The sequence below is a fragment of the Bacillus sp. LR--39 genome (assembly GCF_053613335.1).
Genome location: NZ_JBSIOT010000001.1, coordinates 1379253 through 1399049 on the forward strand (window position 1 = coordinate 1379253; position 19797 = coordinate 1399049).

Sequence of the window (19797 nt, forward strand, 5' to 3'; positions counted from 1 at the left end):
GCTTTTTGCGCAAAGAGGCATACAAAACCCGGCCGCGTCGATCCGCCCGGCTTTGTGTTTTAAAATCCTCTTTGCAAACTCTCTGGAATGCATTTAAAAAGGGTGATTATTCATTTTCGTAAATGGCGACCATATCAGTGTGATCAACTTCGCTCAGCTGAACCATCACTTTTTCAGCTTTTGAGGTCGGAATGTTTTTCCCGATATAGTCCGCTCTGATCGGCAGCTCCCGGTGCCCTCTGTCGACAAGCACGGCAAGCTGTATCGATGACGGCCGCCCGACATCAACGAGGGCATCCATCGCAGCTCTTACCGTCCGGCCGGTATAAAGCACATCATCAACCACAATGACCTTTTGGTCTGTGATATCGGCCGGAATGTCCGCGCCTTTTACAAGCGGCTCTTCATTGCTCGTTTTTTTCGTGAGGTCGTCACGGTAAAGGGTGATATCGATTTCCCCGACGGTGACCGGATTTCCTTCAATCTGTTCGATCCGCTCGGCCAGCCGCTTCGCTAAATAAATGCCTCTTGTTTTAATCCCTACAAGAATGCAGTCATTCATTCCTTTATTCCGTTCGATCATTTCATGAGCTATCCTTGTCAGCGCCCGCCTGATCGCCTGTTCGTCGAGAATAACAGCTTTTTGATTCACTCGTGACACCTCTCCATTCGTATATAAGAAGAAAAAACCCCTCCTGCCAGAGCATAGAGGGGTTCCTTTCCAGGACGAAGACACATGCGTATCTCTTCTGTCCTATCCGTTATCCTTCTCAGCCTCTCTGGACTGTGTTAAAGAATCTATTCAGCTTGTTTTTATTATTTCAGAAAAGAAAGGCGCTGTCAATGGCTATTTCTTAAATCTTCAATGAGTTTTTTCATATCTTCAGGAAGGGGCGCTTCAAACTCAATGTATTCGCCCGTCCGCGGATGATCAAAACCTAATATTCCAGCATGAAGCGCCTGACCATTGAAATCAATGGTTTTTCTCGGTCCGTACTTCGGATCGCCCGCCAAAGGAAACCCGATATATTTCATATGAACACGGATCTGATGCGTTCTTCCTGTCTCAAGCCGGCACTCTACGAGCGTGAAATCTTGAAAACGCTCAAGCACGTGGAAATGCGTGACGGCGTTTTTGCTGCTTTCTCTTGTTACGGTCATGCTTTGACGGTCTTTTTTATCTCTCCCGATCGGAGCGTCAATTGTTCCGTCATCATGTGAAATCACCCCGTGGACAACCGCTGTGTACTTTCTGGTCACGGTTTTATTGACGAGCTGATTAACGAGTGATTCATGCGCCATATCGTTTTTAGCGACCATTAACAGACCGGAAGTATCTTTATCAATCCGGTGGACGATTCCCGGGCGCATGACGCCGTTAATGCCGGAAAGGTCGTTGCAGTGAGCCATCAGTCCGTTTACAAGCGTCCCTGTCACATGGCCGGGCGCCGGGTGTACAACCATGCCGCGCGGTTTGTTCACAACCAAGACATCCTGGTCTTCATAGTAAATGTCCAAATCCATCGGCTCTGCAAGCACGTCCAATTCTTCCGGTTCAGGAATGGTGACGTTTACCTGATCGCCGGGCTGCATTTTATAATTCGCTTTTACGGATTTGCCATTAACGGATACCAGTCCCTCTTTTACCCATTGCTGCACTTGAGTGCGTGACCAGTTTTCTCCCGTTGAAGCCAAAAATTTATCAATCCGTTCGCTCTTTTGTTCAGGCTGAACGGTTATCTCAAATTGATTCATGTTATTGCTCCTTCTTTTTCCCGCTGTCAAACAGCATATGAATAAATAAAAGTATTACACCGACGCACAGTGAGGAGTCCGCGATATTAAAAATCGGATAGTGATAATTCACGATGATGACATGAATAAAATCCACCACTTCCTGGCGCGCCGCCCGGTCAATAAAGTTTCCGGCCGCACCGCCCAGCATTAAGCCGAGAGAAATTCCGAGTAACATCTGCCCTTTTGCATAACGCTGTATGTAATAAACGATTCCGATAATCACGGCGATGGTAATGACGTAGAAAAACCACATTTGGCCGGCTAAAATCCCCCACGCCGCTCCCGTGTTGCGATGAGATGTGATATAAAGCACCTGGTCGATGACAGGTATGCTTTGTCCCAATTCCATATGGCTGACGACAAGCCATTTGGTCAATTGGTCGGCAATAATAATAAAAAGAGCGATAAGATAATAAAGCACACACGTTCCTCCAGTATACAGTTACTTTTATCCTTTATGAATTTTATCAGTAAAAGATGCCGGAGTAAAGGCAGATCATAAGCGTATGCAAACAGACGCTGTCACTCATACAGCGCCTGATCATATGCATAATCTCCGGTTACCCAGTATGGAAGGGTTTTCTTTTCAAATTGAGCGGGATAATAAAAATCATCAGCGGTTCTGGCCGTCGGCAGCACCGCAAGTTTTTCAATCGGAATGGGGGCGCCTGTTTTTTCACAATAACCGTACGTATTGTTTTCAAACTTAGACAGGGCAAGAAGAACATCCTGAAGTTCTTCTTTTATATGATAGATCAGAGTTGCTTCTTGGTCGTTCATTGAAGGTTCAACAGATGCTGACATTTGAAAGCAAGAATATTCGAATAATCTTGATTGAAGTTCTTCTTTCATCATGAGAAGCTCCGTGTGGATTGCGGTCAGTTGATCATTCATTCATCACAACTCCTGCTCTTGATGTTATAGCTTTATTGTTGCCCTCAGAGCGTCATTTGAAGCCCATAAGATTTTTCCTGTCGTTCTAATCGATGACATTGCTGGCATGTAAAAAAGCGCCCGGCTGACACCGGACGCTTTCTCATTTATTATTTTTGATAATATTTTTCAACGATTTCCGCATTGCGCAGTGATAATGTCGGATATTTCGGATTGGCTCCGACATCTTTAGAAATTACGCGGGAACGTTCACACATCTGGCCTTCCGCTTTTTCTACGGTCATTTTTCCTGTTGTGAAGCTTTGCGCGTTTTCCGGCGCTTCACTTTCGTCTTTTACTGTCAGTTCTGAGACGATAAACAGCTGCGCGATGTTTTCTTTAATGGATGACAAGAGGTCGCGGTTTTCTTTGTTCGGATACAAAGTCAGGCTCGCTTCCAATGATCTTCCGATAATTTTTTCGTTACGGGCTGTTTCCAAAGCTTTCAGCACGTCGTTTCGAAGCTCCATGAAGCGGTCGAATTTTTCTTCTGTCGCCTGACTGTCCGGAACAGCAATGGTTTCCGGCATATCTGTCAGCTGCACGCTCGCTTCTTCAACAAATGATAAGTGAGACCACATTTCATCCGCCGTATGCGGGAGAATCGGCGCCGTCAGTTTCACTAACGCCAGCAGCGTTTCATAGAAGACGGTCTGCATGCTGCGGCGGTCCGGATGATCCGCATGCTCGATGTACACAACATCTTTTGCAAAATCAAGATAGAATGAGCTGAGCTCGATCGTACAGAAATTGTGAATGCTGTGATAAACAACCGCAAATTCGTATTCATCGTACGCTTTTTTCACCTTATCGATCAGCTTATTCAGCTTGATCAGCATATATTGATCCACTTCGCGGAGATCTTTTACATCCACGGCATTGACGCTTGGATTGAAATCGAACAGGTTGCCGTGAAGGAAGCGGAACGTGTTGCGGACTTTCCGGTATACTTCCGCGACCTGCTTCAGAATATCTTCAGAAACCGGGTGATCGGCCTGATAGTTTACGGAAGATACCCATAAACGCAGAATTTCAGCTCCAAGCTGTTTTGCGATTTTTGTCGGGTCAATCGTATTGCCGAGTGATTTACTCATTTTACGGCCGTTTGCATCAAGTGTAAATCCGTGGCTTAATACGCCTTTATACGGCGCTTTGCCGGTGACTGCAACAGCGGTGGAAAGAGATGAGTTAAACCAGCCGCGGTATTGGTCAGAGCCTTCAAGGTATAAATCAGCCGGACGGACAAGATCATCACGTTCTTCAAGAACAGCCTGATGGGAAGAACCTGAATCAAACCATACATCCATAATGTCTTGCTCTTTCGTGAAGATTCCGTTCGGGCTTCCCGGATGTGTAAATCCTTCCGGCAGAAGGTCTTTTGCCTCTCTTTCAAACCAGACGTTTGAGCCGTGCTGTTTGAACAGCTCAGACACGTGTTCAATCGTTTCGTCAGTGATGACCGGCTCACCGTTTTCTGCATAAAATACCGGGATCGGAACGCCCCAGACGCGCTGTCTTGAGATACACCAGTCACCGCGGTCGCGCACCATGTTGTAAAGGCGCTGTTCGCCCCACTCCGGCACCCACTTCGTTTGTTTGATGGCATCAAGCAGATCGGATCTGAAATCTTTAATTGACGCAAACCATTGCGCTGTCGCTCTGAAGATGGTCGGTTTTTTCGTTCTCCAGTCATGCGGATAGGAGTGTGTAATAAACTCGAGTTTCAAGAGCGCGCCGTTTTCTTCAAGCTTCTCCGTGATCGGTTTATTGGCTTTATCGTAAAACATTCCTTCAAAGCCCGGCGCTTCGTCGGTCATGTTTCCTTTTTCATCAACAGGGCACAGTACTTCTAAGCCGTACTTTTGGCCGACGATAAAGTCATCTTCCCCGTGGCCCGGAGCAGTATGAACACAGCCTGTTCCGGCATCGGTTGTGACGTGGTCACCGAGCATGACGAGTGAATCTCTGCCGTACAGCGGATGTTCTGCAGTGATGTATTCTAATTCTCTGCCTTTATATGATGCGACAACTTCAGGATTTTCAAAACCGCATGCCTCCGCTACGTTTTCGATCAGTTCAGCAGCCACTACATAACGTTTGTCTCCAACCTTGATGACATTGTATTCAAGATCAGGATGAACGGAAATTCCGAGGTTGGCAGGCATCGTCCACGGCGTCGTCGTCCAGATGATGAAGCTTTCTCCGTTTTCCAGAACGCCTTTACCGTCTTTCACCTTAAACGCAACATAAATAGACGCGGAACGTTTGTCCTGATATTCAATTTCCGCTTCCGCTAAGGCAGATTCACTTGAAGGCGACCAGTTGACCGGCTTCAGACCTTTATAAATATAGCCTCTTTTCGCCATCTCGCCGAAAACGCGGATCTGCTGCGCTTCAAATTCAGGCTGAAGCGTAACATACGGGTTTTCCCAATCGCCTCTGACGCCGAGACGCTTGAATTGTTCGCGCTGTCTTTCGATCTGCTGCCATGCATAATCTTCGCAAAGCTTGCGGAAATCAGCGACGGACATTTCTTTCCGGTTTACTTTTTTGTTTTTCGTCAGCGCCGTTTCAATCGGCAGTCCGTGCGTATCCCAGCCCGGCACGTACGGTGCGTTGTAGCCGCTCATTGATTTATAGCGGACGATGAAGTCTTTCAGGATTTTGTTCAGGGCATGGCCCATGTGGATGTCTCCGTTTGCATAAGGAGGTCCGTCATGCAGCACGAATTTCGGGCGGTCTTTCGTCCGTTCTTGAACAAGACGGTAAATGTCCTGCTCCTCCCAGTCTTTTTGCATGTCCGGCTCACGATTCGGCAGATTTCCGCGCATCGGAAAATCTGTTTTCGGCATTAACAGCGTATCTTTGTAATCCATTTTCATTCCTCCACAACATTTTTCAGAAAATAAAAAAAGCCCTCTCATCCCATAAGGGACGAGAAAGCTTATCTCGCGGTACCACCCTTTTAGAAAAAACGGATCATCCGTCTTTTCCTCTCGAACATCGTAACGTGATGGAACGTCCTATCCTACTCTCGGTTCAGAAAGGAAACTAAAGGGCTGATCTGCATGATTCCGGCCATCCCGGGCTTTCACCTTCCCCGGGTCGCTTTATAGCCTGTTTTGAGTCATGCCGGTCCCTTTCAATCGTCTTTTCATCTGAATTTATGAACGTATTATATTCGAACGGGCCGGAGAATGTCAAGAAAATCAGAAAATTATTCTTTTTCCTCAAAAACCGCGTCGACTTCGTATTCCAGCAGATGATCCCAATCATCGTTCTTCAGCAGGTCGAGCTGCGCCTCAATCAGCATTTGGAAACGTGTTCTGAAGACTTTAGACTGTTTTTTCAGCTCTTCAATTTCCATTGCGATTTTTCTTGATTTGGAAAGCGACTCATTGATGATGCGATCAGCATTTTTTTCTGCTTCACGGACGATCAGCTTCGCTTCTTTCTGCGAGTTGCGCTTTACGTCTTCTGCGGCTTCCTGGGCTACGAGAATTGATTTATTCAGCGTTTCTTCGATATTGGCAAAGTGGCCGATTTTTTCGTCCAGCTCGTTCACTTTCGCCTCAAGCTCCGTTTTTTTACGGAGTGCGATTTCGTAATCTTTTCTAACCTGCATTAAAAATTCATTTACTTCATCTTCATCATATCCGCGAAAACCTTTTGTAAACGTTTTGTTATGGATATCATTCGGCGTTAATGGCATATTGCCACCTCCATTTTTACATTTCAGTACGGTTATCTAGTTCACATTATAAAACAAATACGGCACAGATGGAGAAAAAAACTGAAAAAACGACTCATTTTTGCCGTTCAAATGTAACTTTCCATTTGTCTTTTTTCGTTTTTCCGTCAACTTTTGCCAAACTGCATCGTCCGAAGCCGCGAATCGAGAGCATGTCCCCTTCAGCAACCTGATAAGACGGATCTTCAATGGCTTTCCAATTCACCTTAACGAGCCCGTTTTTCACAAGCGCCTGCGCTTTCTGACGGGATTGCCTGCTCATTGAAGCGCAGACGGCGTCGAGACGCAATGAAGAAACCGTGTCATCCCTTATTTCGACATCTGAAGCGGGAATGTGAAGAGCGGAAAGCTCGATTTTCTCAAGCTTTACCGGCGCTTTGCCCGCCTTGGTCAGCTGAGTGCTGACAAAATCGGCGATTTCACCGGAGACGATCAGCTGCACGGCTTCCTCTGAGAAAATCAGATCGCCGTATTTCTGCCGCTTTAAGCCGATCCCCATTAATGATCCGAGAAGAGAGCGGTGGTCAATGCTGACGAATTTTTCAGCGTATTGAACGTCAAAAGCCCGAAGCTCAAAATCATCCTGTTCAGGTTCCATATATTCAGGGTATAAAATCGCGCGTTTGCGCTCGGCTCTGTCATATCCTCCGAAAAACGCAAGACCGCAGGCGTCGCCGATAACGGCCTTTACAATGACCTGTTCTCTGGGATCTAAGAAATCAGTCAGCTTCATCCGATACTGGTCCAGGACAATCTGTTTCCATTCAAGCGCCTGATCAATAAAAGGCCGCTCGTCTTGTCTGAAGTGCTGGTAAATATCGCTCATGTTCTTTCCTTTCTATGTAAAGAGGCTTGGCTGGTGCCAAGCCCGTATCAAACTGTCGCATTCAAGTATACATTGCGATCATGCGGTATAGGCCCCAAAGTCCCGTCGTGGCAAACCGAAGCACGATAATCGCTACAATCGGGGATATATCCAGCATGGCAATGGGCGGAATGATCCTTCTGAACGGCTCTAAATACGGTTCGCAAATCGCTGCGAGAAACCGTCCGACCGCCGTTTCTCTCGTACTCGGCACCCATGACATAAAGATATAGATGATCAGGGCAAACGAGTAGATGTAAATTAAATAACTCAGAACGGAAAAAATTTGATAAAGAATCATCCTGCTTTACCACCTCTGATGTTCGTCTTCATTTATAAGCTCCGAAATCGTGCCGGAAACGTCGACATTATCAGGCGTGCACAGAAAAATATCTGAACCGATTCTCTGAATGTCGCCGCCGATGGCGTAGACGGTGCCGCTTAAAAAGTCGACGATTCTTTTCGCCTGATCATGCTGGATGCGCTGCAGATTGACGACAACCGCCCGCCTGTTCTTTAAATGATCGGCGATTTCCTGCGCTTCCGCATATACACGCGGTTCACTCAAGACCACTTTAGAGGATTTCTGAACACTTTGCAAGCTTACTACGTTCTGCTTGCCCTGCGGCTTCTGAGCGTAAGCAGGCTGTTTATCTTTCTGCTGTTCATGCTCTTCCTGATGATCCTGCTCTGTTTCAATGTATTCGTACTCGTACTCCTCCTCATCCATTGAGAAAAAGTTTTTCAGTTTATTTTTCATGCTCATTTGTTTACACCCCCCGGTTCATTTCCGACTAATGAAGAGCCGATTCTGATAAAAGTTGCGCCCTCTTCAACAGCGATTTCATAATCATTTGACATGCCCATTGACAGTTCCCGGCACGGTGCGTTTGTCTGATTCAGTTTTTGCACCTGATCCCTCAGATCACGCAATTGCCGGAAGCAGGCTCTGATCGTTTCTGTATCGTCTGTCAGGGGAGCCATCGTCATCAGGCCCTCTACAGAAATGTTTCTAAACTCAGAAAGCTCTCTGATAAAGGGGATGACCTCCTCTGTTTTCAAACCGTGCTTAGACGGCTCAAGCGAAGTATTCACCTGCACAAAACAGCGAACCGTATGCTGCGCCCGTTTTTCAATCTCTTTTGCCAATGACAGTCTGTCTAAGGAATGAATATAAGATACACGGTCAACGACGGCCTTCACCTTTCTGGACTGAAGACTGCCGATAAAGTGCCACTCCGGGCTACCTTTGATGACTTCCTGCTTATGGATAAGCTCGGCATCCCGGTTTTCTCCCAGACTTGTAATACCGGCATCAACGGCCTCTTGAGCCCTTTCGGCTGATACGTATTTTGTAACCGCGATGACGGTAACATCTTCGGGGCTTCGGCCCGATCTGTTACATGCTTCGTTTATTCTTTCGTTTATATGTCGTAATTGATCAGCAACACGCAAGATCTTACGCCTCCTTCATTCCGATAAAGGACATCATGCGTCCCGTTTTCCCTTTGTCGCGGCGGTGTGAAAAGAATAGTTCACGCTCTCGTTCGGTGCATAAACCGCTGACTGAAATGTTTTCTTCCGGAATACCGCAATGTATCAGAAGAAGGCGGTTGACCTCTTTTAAATCAAGCTGATACTGGCCTTTTTCCGTTTCGCATATAGCGGATTCAGCCGTAAAAGGCAGCGCCCGCACTTCATTGATGACGCGATCGTCGACTGTATAGCTTCCCGCGCTGATGGACGGACCGATGACAGCCTGAATATCTGTTAAACGGGAGCCTTCTTCGTTTACCCAGCGTTCCGTCATGATGCGTCCGATTTGTTTGACCGTCCCTTTCCATCCGGCATGGGCAGCGCCGATAATGGATTTTACCGGGTCATAAAAATACAAGGGCACACAGTCCGCAAAACAAAGGGCCAAAAAAAGATTCGCATCTTTCGTGTAGAGCCCGTCCGTCCCGCGGAATGCGGAAGAATAGTCTCTCGCTCCTTTTCCTTTATCCCCGGCTGTCACGCGCCGGACGCGGTTTTCATGTGTCTGGTCGGCGAACACCCAGGAATCCAGATCAGTACCGCATAAGGACGCTATGACTTCACGGTTTGTCACAACATCATGAGCTTCGTCCCGGACGTGCAATCCGGTATTTAATGACTCATACGGAGGATTGCTGACCCCGCCGTTTTTCGTTGTGAATCCGGCGATGACCTTTGTGTTAAGCTGATTCACACAGTTCCAGTCTTCTATCATGAGTGCCGAGGGGGTGGTAAGACTAAACGGGTGATATGTATTCATGGAGATCCAACCTTTCGACAAACATTAAAAAAGCGTAATTTCCAACTCATTTTAACACAATTTTGAGCATACGTTTAGCGGCTGATTGAAAAATGAGATAAATAAATGTGCCGGAAACATTGAGATTTCCGGCATTTTACAAGTAAAGGGAGGATTACGCTCCCCCCTTTGGTTCGTTTACACGCACTAAGATGACATCTTCCCCAATTTTAACTATATTTCGCCAAGGAATGATCATTTCCTCTTCTTTTCCGAAAAAACCGAGAACTTTTCCGCTGCCGCCTAAAATAATCGCCTGAATTTTTCCCGTTGTCACGTTAATATCAATATCACCGATGCTTCCGAGTTTTTTTCCGTTCGACACGTTTACCACATCTTTTATTTGAAATTCAGATATGCTGATCATCCGTATCACGCCCTTTGCCCGTTCTTTTTCCTATTATATGAACGGCCGGGCTGAACCTTGTCACATCGGGCAATCTTTTTTGCGGCTGCACCAGCCGAGGATAAATCTCAGCATGATTTTCGTATAGTCCATAAGCTCATCAACAGACACTTCCTCGTTTACGGAGTGGGCGTTTTTTAAATCGCCGGGACCGTATATGACGCTCGGAATCCCGGCATGATAAAGCCACCCTCCGTCAGTTACGGTTTGGGAAACATTAATGACGGGCTCCTGTTTTTTGACGGCTGAGTGTGATGCAGCCAAGACAGAAACTGCCGGATGGTCCGGGTCGATTTCCAGCGCCGGGAACACCTCTCCTCTGTCTTCAATCATCGAAGATCCGCCCCATTTGAACACCGGCCTGTTTTCTTTGAGCCACAGATCACTGTCAGCGACACGATTAATATAGTCTTCGATTTCTGCGGCTGCTTGTTCGTGCGTTTCGTTCGGATAAAAGTGGACGGTGATCCATAACCGGCACTCATCGGCGACAAACGCTGCGTGTCTTCCGCCTTCAATGACGGCGGGGTTGATCGTATTGGTGCCGGGCGCAAAGCCGGGATAGCTTTTCGTTACCGCCCAGTGGCGCTCCAGCTCTCCCAAGGCAGCGATGATTTTCGCCATTTTTTCGATGGCGCTCGCTCCGAATGTGCCTCCGCCCGCGTGAATCATATTGCGCCTCATGCCGTCATGAAATGTTTGTTTGCTTTTCAATTCTATCCAGCCGGTGATGACACCGCCCTGCCCTTGAATATGCAGACTGCTCGTATCCGCGACAACCGCAAAATCCGCGTGATAGCCGCGTTTGCAGCATTCCAGCGTCCCCGCCTCACCGACTTCTTCTCCGATTACAGACTGTACAATGAGGTCGCCCGGAAGCTTAATGCCGGCATCATGGATCAGCTTCAGAGAGAAAAGAACACACGCCAACCCCCCTTTCATATCAGCGGCGCCCCTTCCGATCAGCATGCCGTCTTTTACGAGCGGCTGAAACGGGTCAGAGTGCCAGTCTTCGCCCCCGGCTTCTGCCACATCAATGTGTCCGTTTAAAATCAGGCTTTGATGCCTGCTTGAATCTGTCCCTTTTAAAACACCGACTACATTCGGGTCTTCCGGATACACATCCCACATATCGACCGAGCAGCCGGTTTCTTTTAAAAAGCCGGCCACCCACTTTTGGGCTTCTGCCGTATTTCTTGCCGGCGGGGCCGGAGTGGGAAAGGCTATCAGTCTTTCAGCAATAAGTATGAAGTCTTGCCGCCGTTTCTCCGCCTGATGTAACAGCATATCAATCTGATGCATTGGAAATCTCCCCTTTGGCTGTATCAAAAAACCCGTTTCATTCATGAAATGAAACGGGTAAAAAACGGATCTTCCTCCGCTTTTTTCACCGCTTCCCTCCGCCGGCATGATCCGGATCAGGTCCGTTAAGGGTTGAGACAAACGTCTCTCTCAGCCGCATGGCAGCACCCCCAGGGTGAATTTATGTTATTTTACGGATGATGCCTCTTTTGCACGTGTTAAAAACGGGCGGCCATTGTTCCATAAGACATTGACAGGCATATCGAAAAACGCTGTAAGCCGCTCGTCAGAAAGCATGTCCCTGATTTTCCCGGAGGCGAACACCTCGCCCTGTTTTAAAAGCAGCGCCTGATCAAATACCGGCAGAATTTCTTCAGCGTGATGGGTGACATAAAGGATGGACGGCGCATTTTCTTTTTCGGCGATCGACGTAATCGTGTCCAGCAGCTGCTCCCTTGCCATAAAATCAAGACCCGTCACGGGCTCGTCCAAAATCAGCAGTTTGGGATCAGCCATAAGCGCCCGCGCAATCAGCGCTCTTTGTCTTTCCCCTTGTGATAATGTTTCATACCGCCTGTCGGCGTAACCGATGGCGCCCAAATCCTTCAGAAGACCGATCGCTTTTTCCCTTACCTGCTCACTCGGAGTTTCGTACAGCCCGATTGAGGCGTACGCGCCGCTGAGGGCGATTTCAAAAGCGGAGTCCGCGGCATATAATTTGTGCTGAAGACCTGCCGAAACAAGGCCGATTTTCCTTCTGAGCCTGTCACCGAGCTCTGTTTTGCCGAATTGATGGCCGAGCACCTGCATCTCTCCTGAAGTGGGGAAGTAATAAGAGCATAACATATTCAGCAAAGCCGTTTTTCCGGCTCCGTTTAATCCGTACAGCACCCAATTTTCGTTTTTCTCGACGCGCCAGTTAATATCTTTCAAAATCCATTTCCCGTTTCTTTTTAATGACACACTGTCCAGCTGTAAAATCATTGCCGTTTCCCCCGTTTACTTTATTTAAATTTTCTAAAAACTTTTACACATTAGAATACATTACTTTTTTGCAAACGTAAACCATCGCATGAAAAAAGCCTTTAAACAAGGTTTAAAGGCTTTTTCCGTTATTGATGGATATTCTTATTCATTTGTTTAATGGCTGCCTTTTCAAGCCTTGAGACCTGAGCTTGGGATATGCCGATTTCTTCAGCGACTTCCATTTGAGTTTTCCCTTGGAAAAAGCGCTTTCGCAAAATCATTTTTTCCCGTTCGTTCAGTCTTCTCATGCCTTCTTTCAGAGCCAGCTCCTCAATCCATTGTGTATCCTTGTTGCGCTCATCGCTGATCTGGTCCATCACGTAAATCGGATCGCCGCCGTCATTATAAATCGGCTCAAACAGTGAAACCGGATCCTGGATGGCGTCAAGGGCAAACACAATTTCTTCATGGGGCACTTCAAGAACTTTGGCGATTTCCTCTGCTGTCGGCTCCCTGCTTGTCTCACTGATTAGCCGCTCTCTTACTTGAAGCGCTTTATATGCGATATCGCGAAGCGACCTCGAGACGCGGATCGGATTGTTATCCCGCAAATATCTGCGGATTTCTCCGATGATCATCGGTACAGCGTATGTTGAAAACTTAACATTATGGCTTAGGTCAAAATTATCAATGGATTTCATTAGTCCGATGCAGCCGACCTGAAATAAGTCATCAACATACTCTCCTCTGTTGTTAAACCTCTGAATGACGCTTAAGACAAGGCGCAGATTGCCGTTTACAAGCTTTTCCCTCGCTGAATCATCGCCCTCATCCTGTAATTGCCTAAACAGCTTTCTCATCTCTTCATTCTTGAGCACCGGTAATTTGGAGGTATCCACCCCGCAAATTTCGACTTTATTTCTTGACACGTTTTTCCCTCCCACTAGGAGCTGCTGTACAACGTTAAGTATCTCCTCGGGTGGGAAAAATATGCACCGCCATTTTACAGAAATAAACATCCGGCTGCGGCAATCCTTGCAGCAGTAAGGGCTGTCAGATGGAAAAAATTTTACACCATTTTGTTAAACTCTTTTCTCAGTCTTTTGATAATCCGCTTTTCGAGCCGGGAGATATAAGATTGTGAAATCCCCATCATGTCGGCTACATCTTTTTGTGTTTTTTCTTCTTCTCCGACAAGCCCGAAACGCAGTTCCATAATCTGCTTTTCTCTTTCGTTTAATTGCTCAAGCGCTTTTTTCAAAAGTTTTTTATCCACATTGGCTTCAATGTCTTTTGTAATAATATCATCATCTGTGCCGAGCACATCCGAAAGCAGCAGCTCGTTTCCGTCCCAATCAATATTCAGCGGTTCATCAAAGGACACCTCTGAACGGATTTTGTTGTTTCGGCGCAAGTACATTAAAATTTCGTTTTCGATACATCGCGACGCGTAGGTGGCGAGTTTGATTTTCTTTTCCGGATTAAAAGTGTTTACCGCTTTGATCAAACCGATGGTGCCGATGCTGATTAAGTCCTCGATATTGATGCCGGTATTTTCGAATTTGCGGGCAATGTAAACGACAAGACGTAAGTTTCTCTCAATCAGAATGGCCCGCGCCGCCTGATCCCCGCTCGGCAGCTTTAATAAGAGCACCTGCTCCTCTTCTTTAGACAAAGGCGGCGGCAGCGCCTCGCTTCCTCCTATGTAATACACTTCATCGCTTTTCAGTCCGAGTTTCATCAGCCATTTATACCACAAATATGTCAGACGCAGCTTAAGTTTTTTCATCTTCCTCCCCCTTCTAAATACAACGCGTTTTGAGTATGATGAATAACAGACTTTTCGTCAGGAAACATGTTTTACAGCCTTCCCTGTCAGCATCTTCGGATGAACGATTCCGTCAAATTCACCGTCCGCGGATAATGGTTTCGTGCTGATGCCGATCAGGCATTTTTCACAAGCGATCATTTCGTCTTTTGTTAAAATCGTGACGTAATCCGGCTTTAAACAGAGTAAAAATTGATTGTCCTGGCCGACGCCCCTGTATGGAATCAGCCTCAGCTTATCCGCATGGCGGAACGAATCATCAAGCCGCTCTATCACTTCAAGCGGACTGGCGGATTTGATGAGGTCCGTTTCCTTTTCACTGAGAATCGGAGCGAATTTGTCAATGCAAAGGATCATGACCGGCGTTTTCGTCAGCGGATCATACAGCTGATTCCCGGAATCCACCAATCCTTTCGCGCGGATTGTCTGTCCGCTGAATTCCGCCTGCACCATGACAAGTTCATCGTACTGAATGGACTTCGTCTCGATGTCTTCAATTCTCTTTTTCGAAAAAAACCATATGGCTGGAAATCCGATAACTACAAACATCCAGCTGATCGGGTCGCCGAATCCGGTCTGGCTTGTGACCATTACGCCTTGCTGCACAATTGATTCTGTCTGCAGCAGGGAATGTACGCCGATCATTCCCCCGCCGACGAGAAAAGTCGCGAAATAAAAGGCGAACAAATTTTGAAAAAAGTATCGGAACCGTTTAAAGCCAAAAGCCGCAAGCACGATGACTACTGAAAACGCCATTTTTCCCGCCGGATGCTCCACAAAGGGAGAAACAGGCGTAAACATCAGAAGCACAATGGCTGACCCGATGAAACCGCCGGCGGCCACTCTTCTTTTTTTCACCTGGCGTTTTAAAATAAAGGCGGTCAATAAAAGCAAAAGAGAATCAAAACAAAAGTTCAACAGCCAAATGACATCCAGATAGATTTTCACATCTGACCCCTTTCCTCTTTTGTCTTACATATCTGTTTCTCTCTCTTGTTTCATAAGTATAAAGCAAGCTCTGTGGGAAAGTCTGTCAATTAATGTTGAGGGTAAAGTACAATTTTTAAGGGATAACCGTTTTATTTGTCGAGGGCCGAAAGGGTTGCTTTCCTATTGTCCGCTTCAACTAAAAAAGCGCTGCCGTGATCTGGCAGCGCTCTGTTTTTACTCATTGATATAAAGTTTTCCTTTAGCCGTCTGTCTCGTTTCATTTCCGTAGTCATCTCTAGCGATAACGTCAATTTTTGCTCCGCTTGCTTTGACGGAAGAAGTCGCCGTCCAGTAACCCTCATATCGTCCCGGAGAAATTTCTCTCAGCGGAAGCTCTGTTGCGTTTTGGTTCCCTGCCCGGGCGTTTGTCAGAGGCAGACGGATAACGAAGGAAGCGTCTAATTTCTTTCCGCTTGAAAAAGCGATTTTCACTGATTCTCCGGCTTTTAATTCCTTATCCGCTCCGGGAACCAATCCGGAAATGACGGGAGCATTGTAATTGACATCGATCACCGTCTTTTTCGTTGTTTTGTTACCCGCTTCATCTGAGGCCGTGACCTTGATCTCATTGCTGCCGTTTTCCAGGAGGGTTCTCGCTTGATAAGAACCGTTATTTACTTCAGCTTTTTTTCCGTTCACCTTTACCCATTTTAAATGGGCGTCGTGCACTTTTCCTTTTACGGTCACTGTTTCTTTATTTGTTTTATCACCGTTTGCCGGACTGTCAATCGTCACATCCGGCTTATCCTCATCCAGTATGACCGTGACAGGGCGTGACTCATCGGTTGACCCGCTGACTGTCACAGATGCTGCCGTCAGCCGATTGGCATCTTTAGTGAGTGTGACGCCGGCCTGGAAATTGCCGTCTGCATCTGCTTTCGTTTCTGCGGCGGTTTTACCGTTATTGGTAAGACGGACAGCGGTTTTTGGTGAAGCCGTTCCTTTCACCGTGATTGACTTCTTGTTTGTAAATGACCGGTCTTCAGGCGACGTTATGTCAGGCACAGAAGCTTCGTAGTCGACCAAAGCCCTGATCATAAAGTTTCCGTCTGATTTATCGGTTTTAGACCAGCGGCCGTCAAGGTATTGCCAGTTTCTGTTCGAGTACGGACTGCCGTCATCAGATGACAGGGCAGGTGTATAAGGGTCAGGTTTCGTCTGGCGGAACACAAGATAAAAATCCTTTCCGACCGCGATTCCTTTTGAGCTGAGATCCACTTTGGTCCATTCTCCGTTTCGAAGCGCTTCAGCTTGGAACGGGCCGGCAATTTTGCTGCCCGGAGCTCCATCAGGGCCGGATGCATCATATACTTCCGCTTGAAATTCGGTACCTCCCGGATCAGGCCAGTCTGCGCCCCAAAATTTAAAAAGGCCTCCCGTCAGCATACCGTGTCCTTTTCCATCTTTAAGCGTCATCTTAACGGCAGATTTGCTGCCGGCTTTAAAATATGACAGCGCGGCTTCTTCTGTCCCGTTATCATAGGCAATTTCCCCTTCATAACCGATATACGGCTTAAGCTTGACGTTTTTTTCAGCATCCCCTTTGATGTCAACAGAAAATTCGCTATTGTAATAGCCTTTTGCCGCTACTTTGATTGTGTAGGAGCCTTCGTACGCCTTAAGCGAATATTCCCCTTTATCGTTTGTCACCGCCGGTTCAATTGCGGCATCCTCGACCACATAAAGCGCAGCCCCTTTTACCGGTTTGCCTGTTGACTGATTGGTGATGGTTCCTTTTAGCGTGCCGGACGGCATTTGCTCCAGTGTAAAGTCTGCCTGTGCGGTTTTGTCTGATTGAATAGAAACTTGTTTCGAAGCGGACTTAAATCCGTAAGCCTCTGCTTTCAGCGTATAGCTTCCCGCCTTATGCGACAGGCTGTAGCTTCCGCTTGCAGGGTCGGAATATACGGATTTCCCCGTCTCGGCGACACTGATTTGCGCTCTGAGAGGCAGGAGGTTTGTTTCACGTTTCACTCTTTTTCCGGGTGATTTCACTGCCGGTTTGGCCTGTTTCGGACTGACAGCTTTTTTCTTCAGGTGGCCGGGAGGTGTTTGCCTATTGTGCTTACTTTTTTTAGCCGCCTTGCCGAGAGAGCTGCTTGAAAGCCGGACATCATCGATATACCATCCGTCTTCATTCAGTACTTCGTCTGACTGCATATTAAACATGAGCTTTATGTTTTGGCCTTTATACGCAGATAAATCTGCCTCTTCATCGTTCCATCCTGCGGAGTCACCATTGTAAACGGCCGCCTGCTCCCAATTTGATTTTCCTTCCGGAAGAACGAACACATACCCGTAATCAAAAAATTCTTCGAGCTTGTGCCAGCTTTTAAATTGCAAAAACAGCCGTCCTGTTTCCGGAACTTGAATCGGAGGCATCACCAAATTCATGTTGGCTGAATCGGCATAAGGGCCGGACAGATTCGTCGCATACACTTTATCTCCGGAAAATGCGGCGCCGGGCCCTGAACCCGGGATCCCCCATTCCCATTGGTCATGTGTCCTGTAACTGGACCAGCCCGCCGGCTGTGATTCAAAATCCTCTTTGTATCCCGCCGTAATGCTCGGTTTCACGTCAGCCCGGTACGTATCAGATTCTACAGAATGACCTCCGAAATCTTTTATGGTCCATTTATAACTTATCTTGCTTCCCGTTACATCCGGAATTTCCGCCTGGTATGTTCCCTTTTTTTCATCACCGCTTTTTTGAACGGCGGCTGTCGTTTTCCACTCTCCTTCATCAACCTGATAGGAAAGGATGACTTCAGTTACGCTTACATCGTCTTCTGCTGTAACCGTCAACGGAAGGTTTGCCCCTTTGTAAGCCACTGAGACCGGTTCATGGTGAAAGCTGGGCGGATTGTGATCTTCGCCCGCAGAAGAGACCTTGCCTTCTACGCTCCCGATTCCGTCCGTTACGGCAGAAACGGCATCAAAAGCGTTAACGAGACCGTGGCCGTAACCGTTATTCGGTGATTCCGGAAAAACGGAATCTGTCAGTTTTTCCGCGGTGCGCGTCAAAACGTCTTCCATTTCATCGACCGTAATAGAGGCGTTCGCCTGCCTTAACAAAGCCGCCGTCGCCGCCACATGCGGCCCGGCCATTGAAGTTCCGTCCCAGCCGCCTTCGTATGTTCCTCCAGGAATCGAAGAACGGATATTCACTCCCGGAGCCGAAATGTCCGGTTTTGTTTCATGATACGGTGAGGGGCCTTGAAGTGAGAAATCAGCGAGTTTCTTGTCGATGTCAGTCGCACCTGTCGCAAATGCTTCAGGATAATTGGCCGGATTTGCGATTGAACCCGGTCCTCCCGGTGTAAATAAGTCTTCATTTCCCGCAGAGAATTCCGGAAAAATCCCTGCCGCTCTCCACGCATTCACCATATCGCGGTACCACTCGTCCATTCCCGAACCGCCTGCCCAGGAATTATTAACAACATCCGGCGCCATCTCGGGATGCGGCGTGCCGTTTTTATCTTTAGGCGCGAGCACCCATTCACCGGCATCCAAAATATCGGCATCGGTTCCTCCGTCATCTGAAAATGCTTTTACTGCGATCCATTTCGCCCCCGGAGCCACACCGATTTGATTTGAGCCGTCAGGTTCTGAACCCGTCATGGTCCCTGTTACATGAGTGCCGTGTTCAAGATCATCGTAGGGAGCGTCTTTATGGGACACGGCATCATACCAGTTCATTTCATGATTCGGCGCTGCGGGATTTTCAGGATCGTAACCCCGGTATTTTTCCTTAAGCGCCGGATGATCCCACTGAACTCCCGTATCAATGGAGGCGACAACCGTGCCGGTTCCGTCGTATCCTGAGGCCCAGGCCTGCGGCGCATCAATTTGGCTGATATTCCATTCGATGCCTTCCTTTGCTTTGATCTCTTTTTGTTTTTTCTTCATTTGAAAAGGAGCTTTTGATTGTCGTTGAGTAAGCTGACGTTTTTCATTCGGAAGAACTTTTTCTACTTCAGGAAATGAGGCGGCTTTTTCCATTACCTCTTTCGAAGCAGTGACTGCCATTCCGTTGACAATATAATAGGAATGGATGTGATCAGCCTTGCCTTTCTTTTTTTGTTTTTCCAAATATGTTTTCAGATTCTGCTGCGCATCATGAGCCGCCAGTTTTAAAGAAGAAACGACGGCTGACCGCTTTTGATATTCGGTTTTTGCTGCGGAAAGCGATTGAGACTTGGCGTTTTTTTCTGCTTCTTTGACCGCTTTTTTCGTATTGGCTTTCTCTTTAAATTTGATAAGAAACGTGATTTTATCATTTTTTTCAAAACGCTTCTTGACTGAATCGGAAATCTTATGCTGAATGCTCTTAGAGGAAGAAAGATCTTTGGTGAAAGAAACTGCTCCCGGTGTGCTGTTCGCTCCGGCTGCACCCGGAAACAACAGGGAACTGACGACAATCGCGCTTAAAACGGAGCCTGTCCATCTGTTTCTCGTTTTTTTCTTCAATCGTATCCCCCCTTATTTGGTAACGCCCTATAAAATGTGTATCCCTCCTTCAGATTGGAATCGTTTGTCATTTTCGATGCTGTACGTTAAATGTAGACAATCTTACATCCAGATATTGTCACATTCTGTAGAAAACCGTATGAAACTAAAAAAC

General features: G+C 47.1%; 18 protein-coding genes and 1 riboswitch. All 18 genes read right to left on the minus strand.

Annotation, left to right across the window (positions count from 1 at the left end; genetic code table 11):
• Positions 1 to 106: 106 nt before the first annotated feature.
• Positions 107 to 652 carry a bifunctional pyr operon transcriptional regulator/uracil phosphoribosyltransferase PyrR gene (pyrR, locus tag ACWHAR_RS06575; protein ID WP_032874839.1) on the minus strand — a complete coding sequence of 182 codons (546 nt, stop codon included), beginning with the start codon at positions 650 to 652 and terminating at the stop codon, positions 107 to 109.
• 188 nt (positions 653 to 840) lie between these two features.
• On the minus strand, positions 841 to 1755 hold the full coding sequence (locus ACWHAR_RS06580) for an RluA family pseudouridine synthase (RefSeq protein ID WP_007611300.1): 915 nt from the start codon (positions 1753 to 1755) through the stop codon (positions 841 to 843).
• Position 1756: 1 nt separating this feature from the next.
• Positions 1757 to 2218 carry a signal peptidase II gene (gene lspA, locus ACWHAR_RS06585; protein WP_016936189.1) on the minus strand — a complete coding sequence of 154 codons (462 nt, stop codon included), beginning with the start codon at positions 2216 to 2218 and terminating at the stop codon, positions 1757 to 1759.
• Between the two features lie 101 nt (positions 2219 to 2319).
• Positions 2320 to 2691 carry a TraR/DksA family transcriptional regulator gene (locus tag ACWHAR_RS06590; RefSeq protein ID WP_014304976.1) on the minus strand — a complete coding sequence of 124 codons (372 nt, stop codon included), beginning with the start codon at positions 2689 to 2691 and terminating at the stop codon, positions 2320 to 2322.
• Positions 2692 to 2840: 149 nt separating this feature from the next.
• Positions 2841 to 5606, minus strand: a complete 2766-nt coding sequence (ileS, locus tag ACWHAR_RS06595) for an isoleucine--tRNA ligase (protein WP_032874837.1) — start codon at positions 5604 to 5606, stop codon at positions 2841 to 2843.
• A gap of 341 nt (positions 5607 to 5947) precedes the next feature.
• Entirely contained in the window at positions 5948 to 6442 is a 495-nt protein-coding gene (divIVA, locus tag ACWHAR_RS06600; RefSeq protein ID WP_003154406.1) for a septum site-determining protein DivIVA, read from the minus strand.
• A gap of 94 nt (positions 6443 to 6536) precedes the next feature.
• The gene (locus ACWHAR_RS06605) at positions 6537 to 7307 is read right to left on the minus strand and encodes a YlmH family RNA-binding protein (protein ID WP_007409722.1); all 771 of its coding nucleotides are present in this window, start codon (positions 7305 to 7307) and stop codon (positions 6537 to 6539) included.
• Positions 7308 to 7368: 61 nt separating this feature from the next.
• Positions 7369 to 7647 carry a YggT family protein gene (locus ACWHAR_RS06610; protein ID WP_003154408.1) on the minus strand — a complete coding sequence of 93 codons (279 nt, stop codon included), beginning with the start codon at positions 7645 to 7647 and terminating at the stop codon, positions 7369 to 7371.
• Between the two features lie 6 nt (positions 7648 to 7653).
• Positions 7654 to 8112: a cell division protein SepF gene (sepF, locus tag ACWHAR_RS06615; RefSeq protein ID WP_003154410.1), complete on the minus strand. Its 459-nt coding sequence runs from the start codon at positions 8110 to 8112 to the stop codon at positions 7654 to 7656.
• On the minus strand, positions 8109 to 8801 hold the full coding sequence (locus ACWHAR_RS06620; RefSeq protein WP_014417725.1) for a YggS family pyridoxal phosphate-dependent enzyme: 693 nt from the start codon (positions 8799 to 8801) through the stop codon (positions 8109 to 8111). The genes sepF and ACWHAR_RS06620 overlap by 4 nt, the downstream gene beginning before the upstream one ends.
• A 4-nt stretch (positions 8802 to 8805) precedes the next feature.
• Positions 8806 to 9642, minus strand: a complete 837-nt coding sequence (gene pgeF, locus ACWHAR_RS06625) for a peptidoglycan editing factor PgeF (protein ID WP_014304972.1) — start codon at positions 9640 to 9642, stop codon at positions 8806 to 8808.
• Positions 9643 to 9796: 154 nt separating this feature from the next.
• The gene (locus ACWHAR_RS06630; RefSeq protein ID WP_003154415.1) at positions 9797 to 10048 is read right to left on the minus strand and encodes a YlmC/YmxH family sporulation protein; all 252 of its coding nucleotides are present in this window, start codon (positions 10046 to 10048) and stop codon (positions 9797 to 9799) included.
• Between the two features lie 60 nt (positions 10049 to 10108).
• Positions 10109 to 11389 (minus strand): acetylornithine deacetylase, encoded by a 1281-nt coding sequence (locus ACWHAR_RS06635; protein ID WP_032875223.1) that lies wholly within the window; start codon positions 11387 to 11389, stop codon positions 10109 to 10111.
• Between the two features lie 76 nt (positions 11390 to 11465).
• Positions 11466 to 11571, minus strand: a riboswitch (TPP riboswitch).
• 4 nt (positions 11572 to 11575) lie between these two features.
• On the minus strand, positions 11576 to 12373 hold the full coding sequence (locus ACWHAR_RS06640; RefSeq protein WP_032874835.1) for an ABC transporter ATP-binding protein: 798 nt from the start codon (positions 12371 to 12373) through the stop codon (positions 11576 to 11578).
• Positions 12374 to 12501: 128 nt separating this feature from the next.
• Positions 12502 to 13284, minus strand: coding sequence for an RNA polymerase sporulation sigma factor SigG (gene sigG / locus ACWHAR_RS06645; RefSeq protein ID WP_003154420.1), 783 nt, complete (start codon positions 13282 to 13284; stop codon positions 12502 to 12504).
• Between the two features lie 140 nt (positions 13285 to 13424).
• Complete coding sequence (gene sigE / locus ACWHAR_RS06650; protein ID WP_007409714.1) at positions 13425 to 14144, minus strand: RNA polymerase sporulation sigma factor SigE; 720 nt, start codon at positions 14142 to 14144, stop codon at positions 13425 to 13427.
• Positions 14145 to 14201: 57 nt separating this feature from the next.
• Complete coding sequence (spoIIGA, locus tag ACWHAR_RS06655; RefSeq protein WP_032874833.1) at positions 14202 to 15131, minus strand: sigma-E processing peptidase SpoIIGA; 930 nt, start codon at positions 15129 to 15131, stop codon at positions 14202 to 14204.
• A 216-nt stretch (positions 15132 to 15347) separates the two neighbouring features.
• Positions 15348 to 19643: a S8 family peptidase gene (locus tag ACWHAR_RS06660; protein ID WP_032874831.1), complete on the minus strand. Its 4296-nt coding sequence runs from the start codon at positions 19641 to 19643 to the stop codon at positions 15348 to 15350.
• Positions 19644 to 19797: the final 154 nt, after the last annotated feature.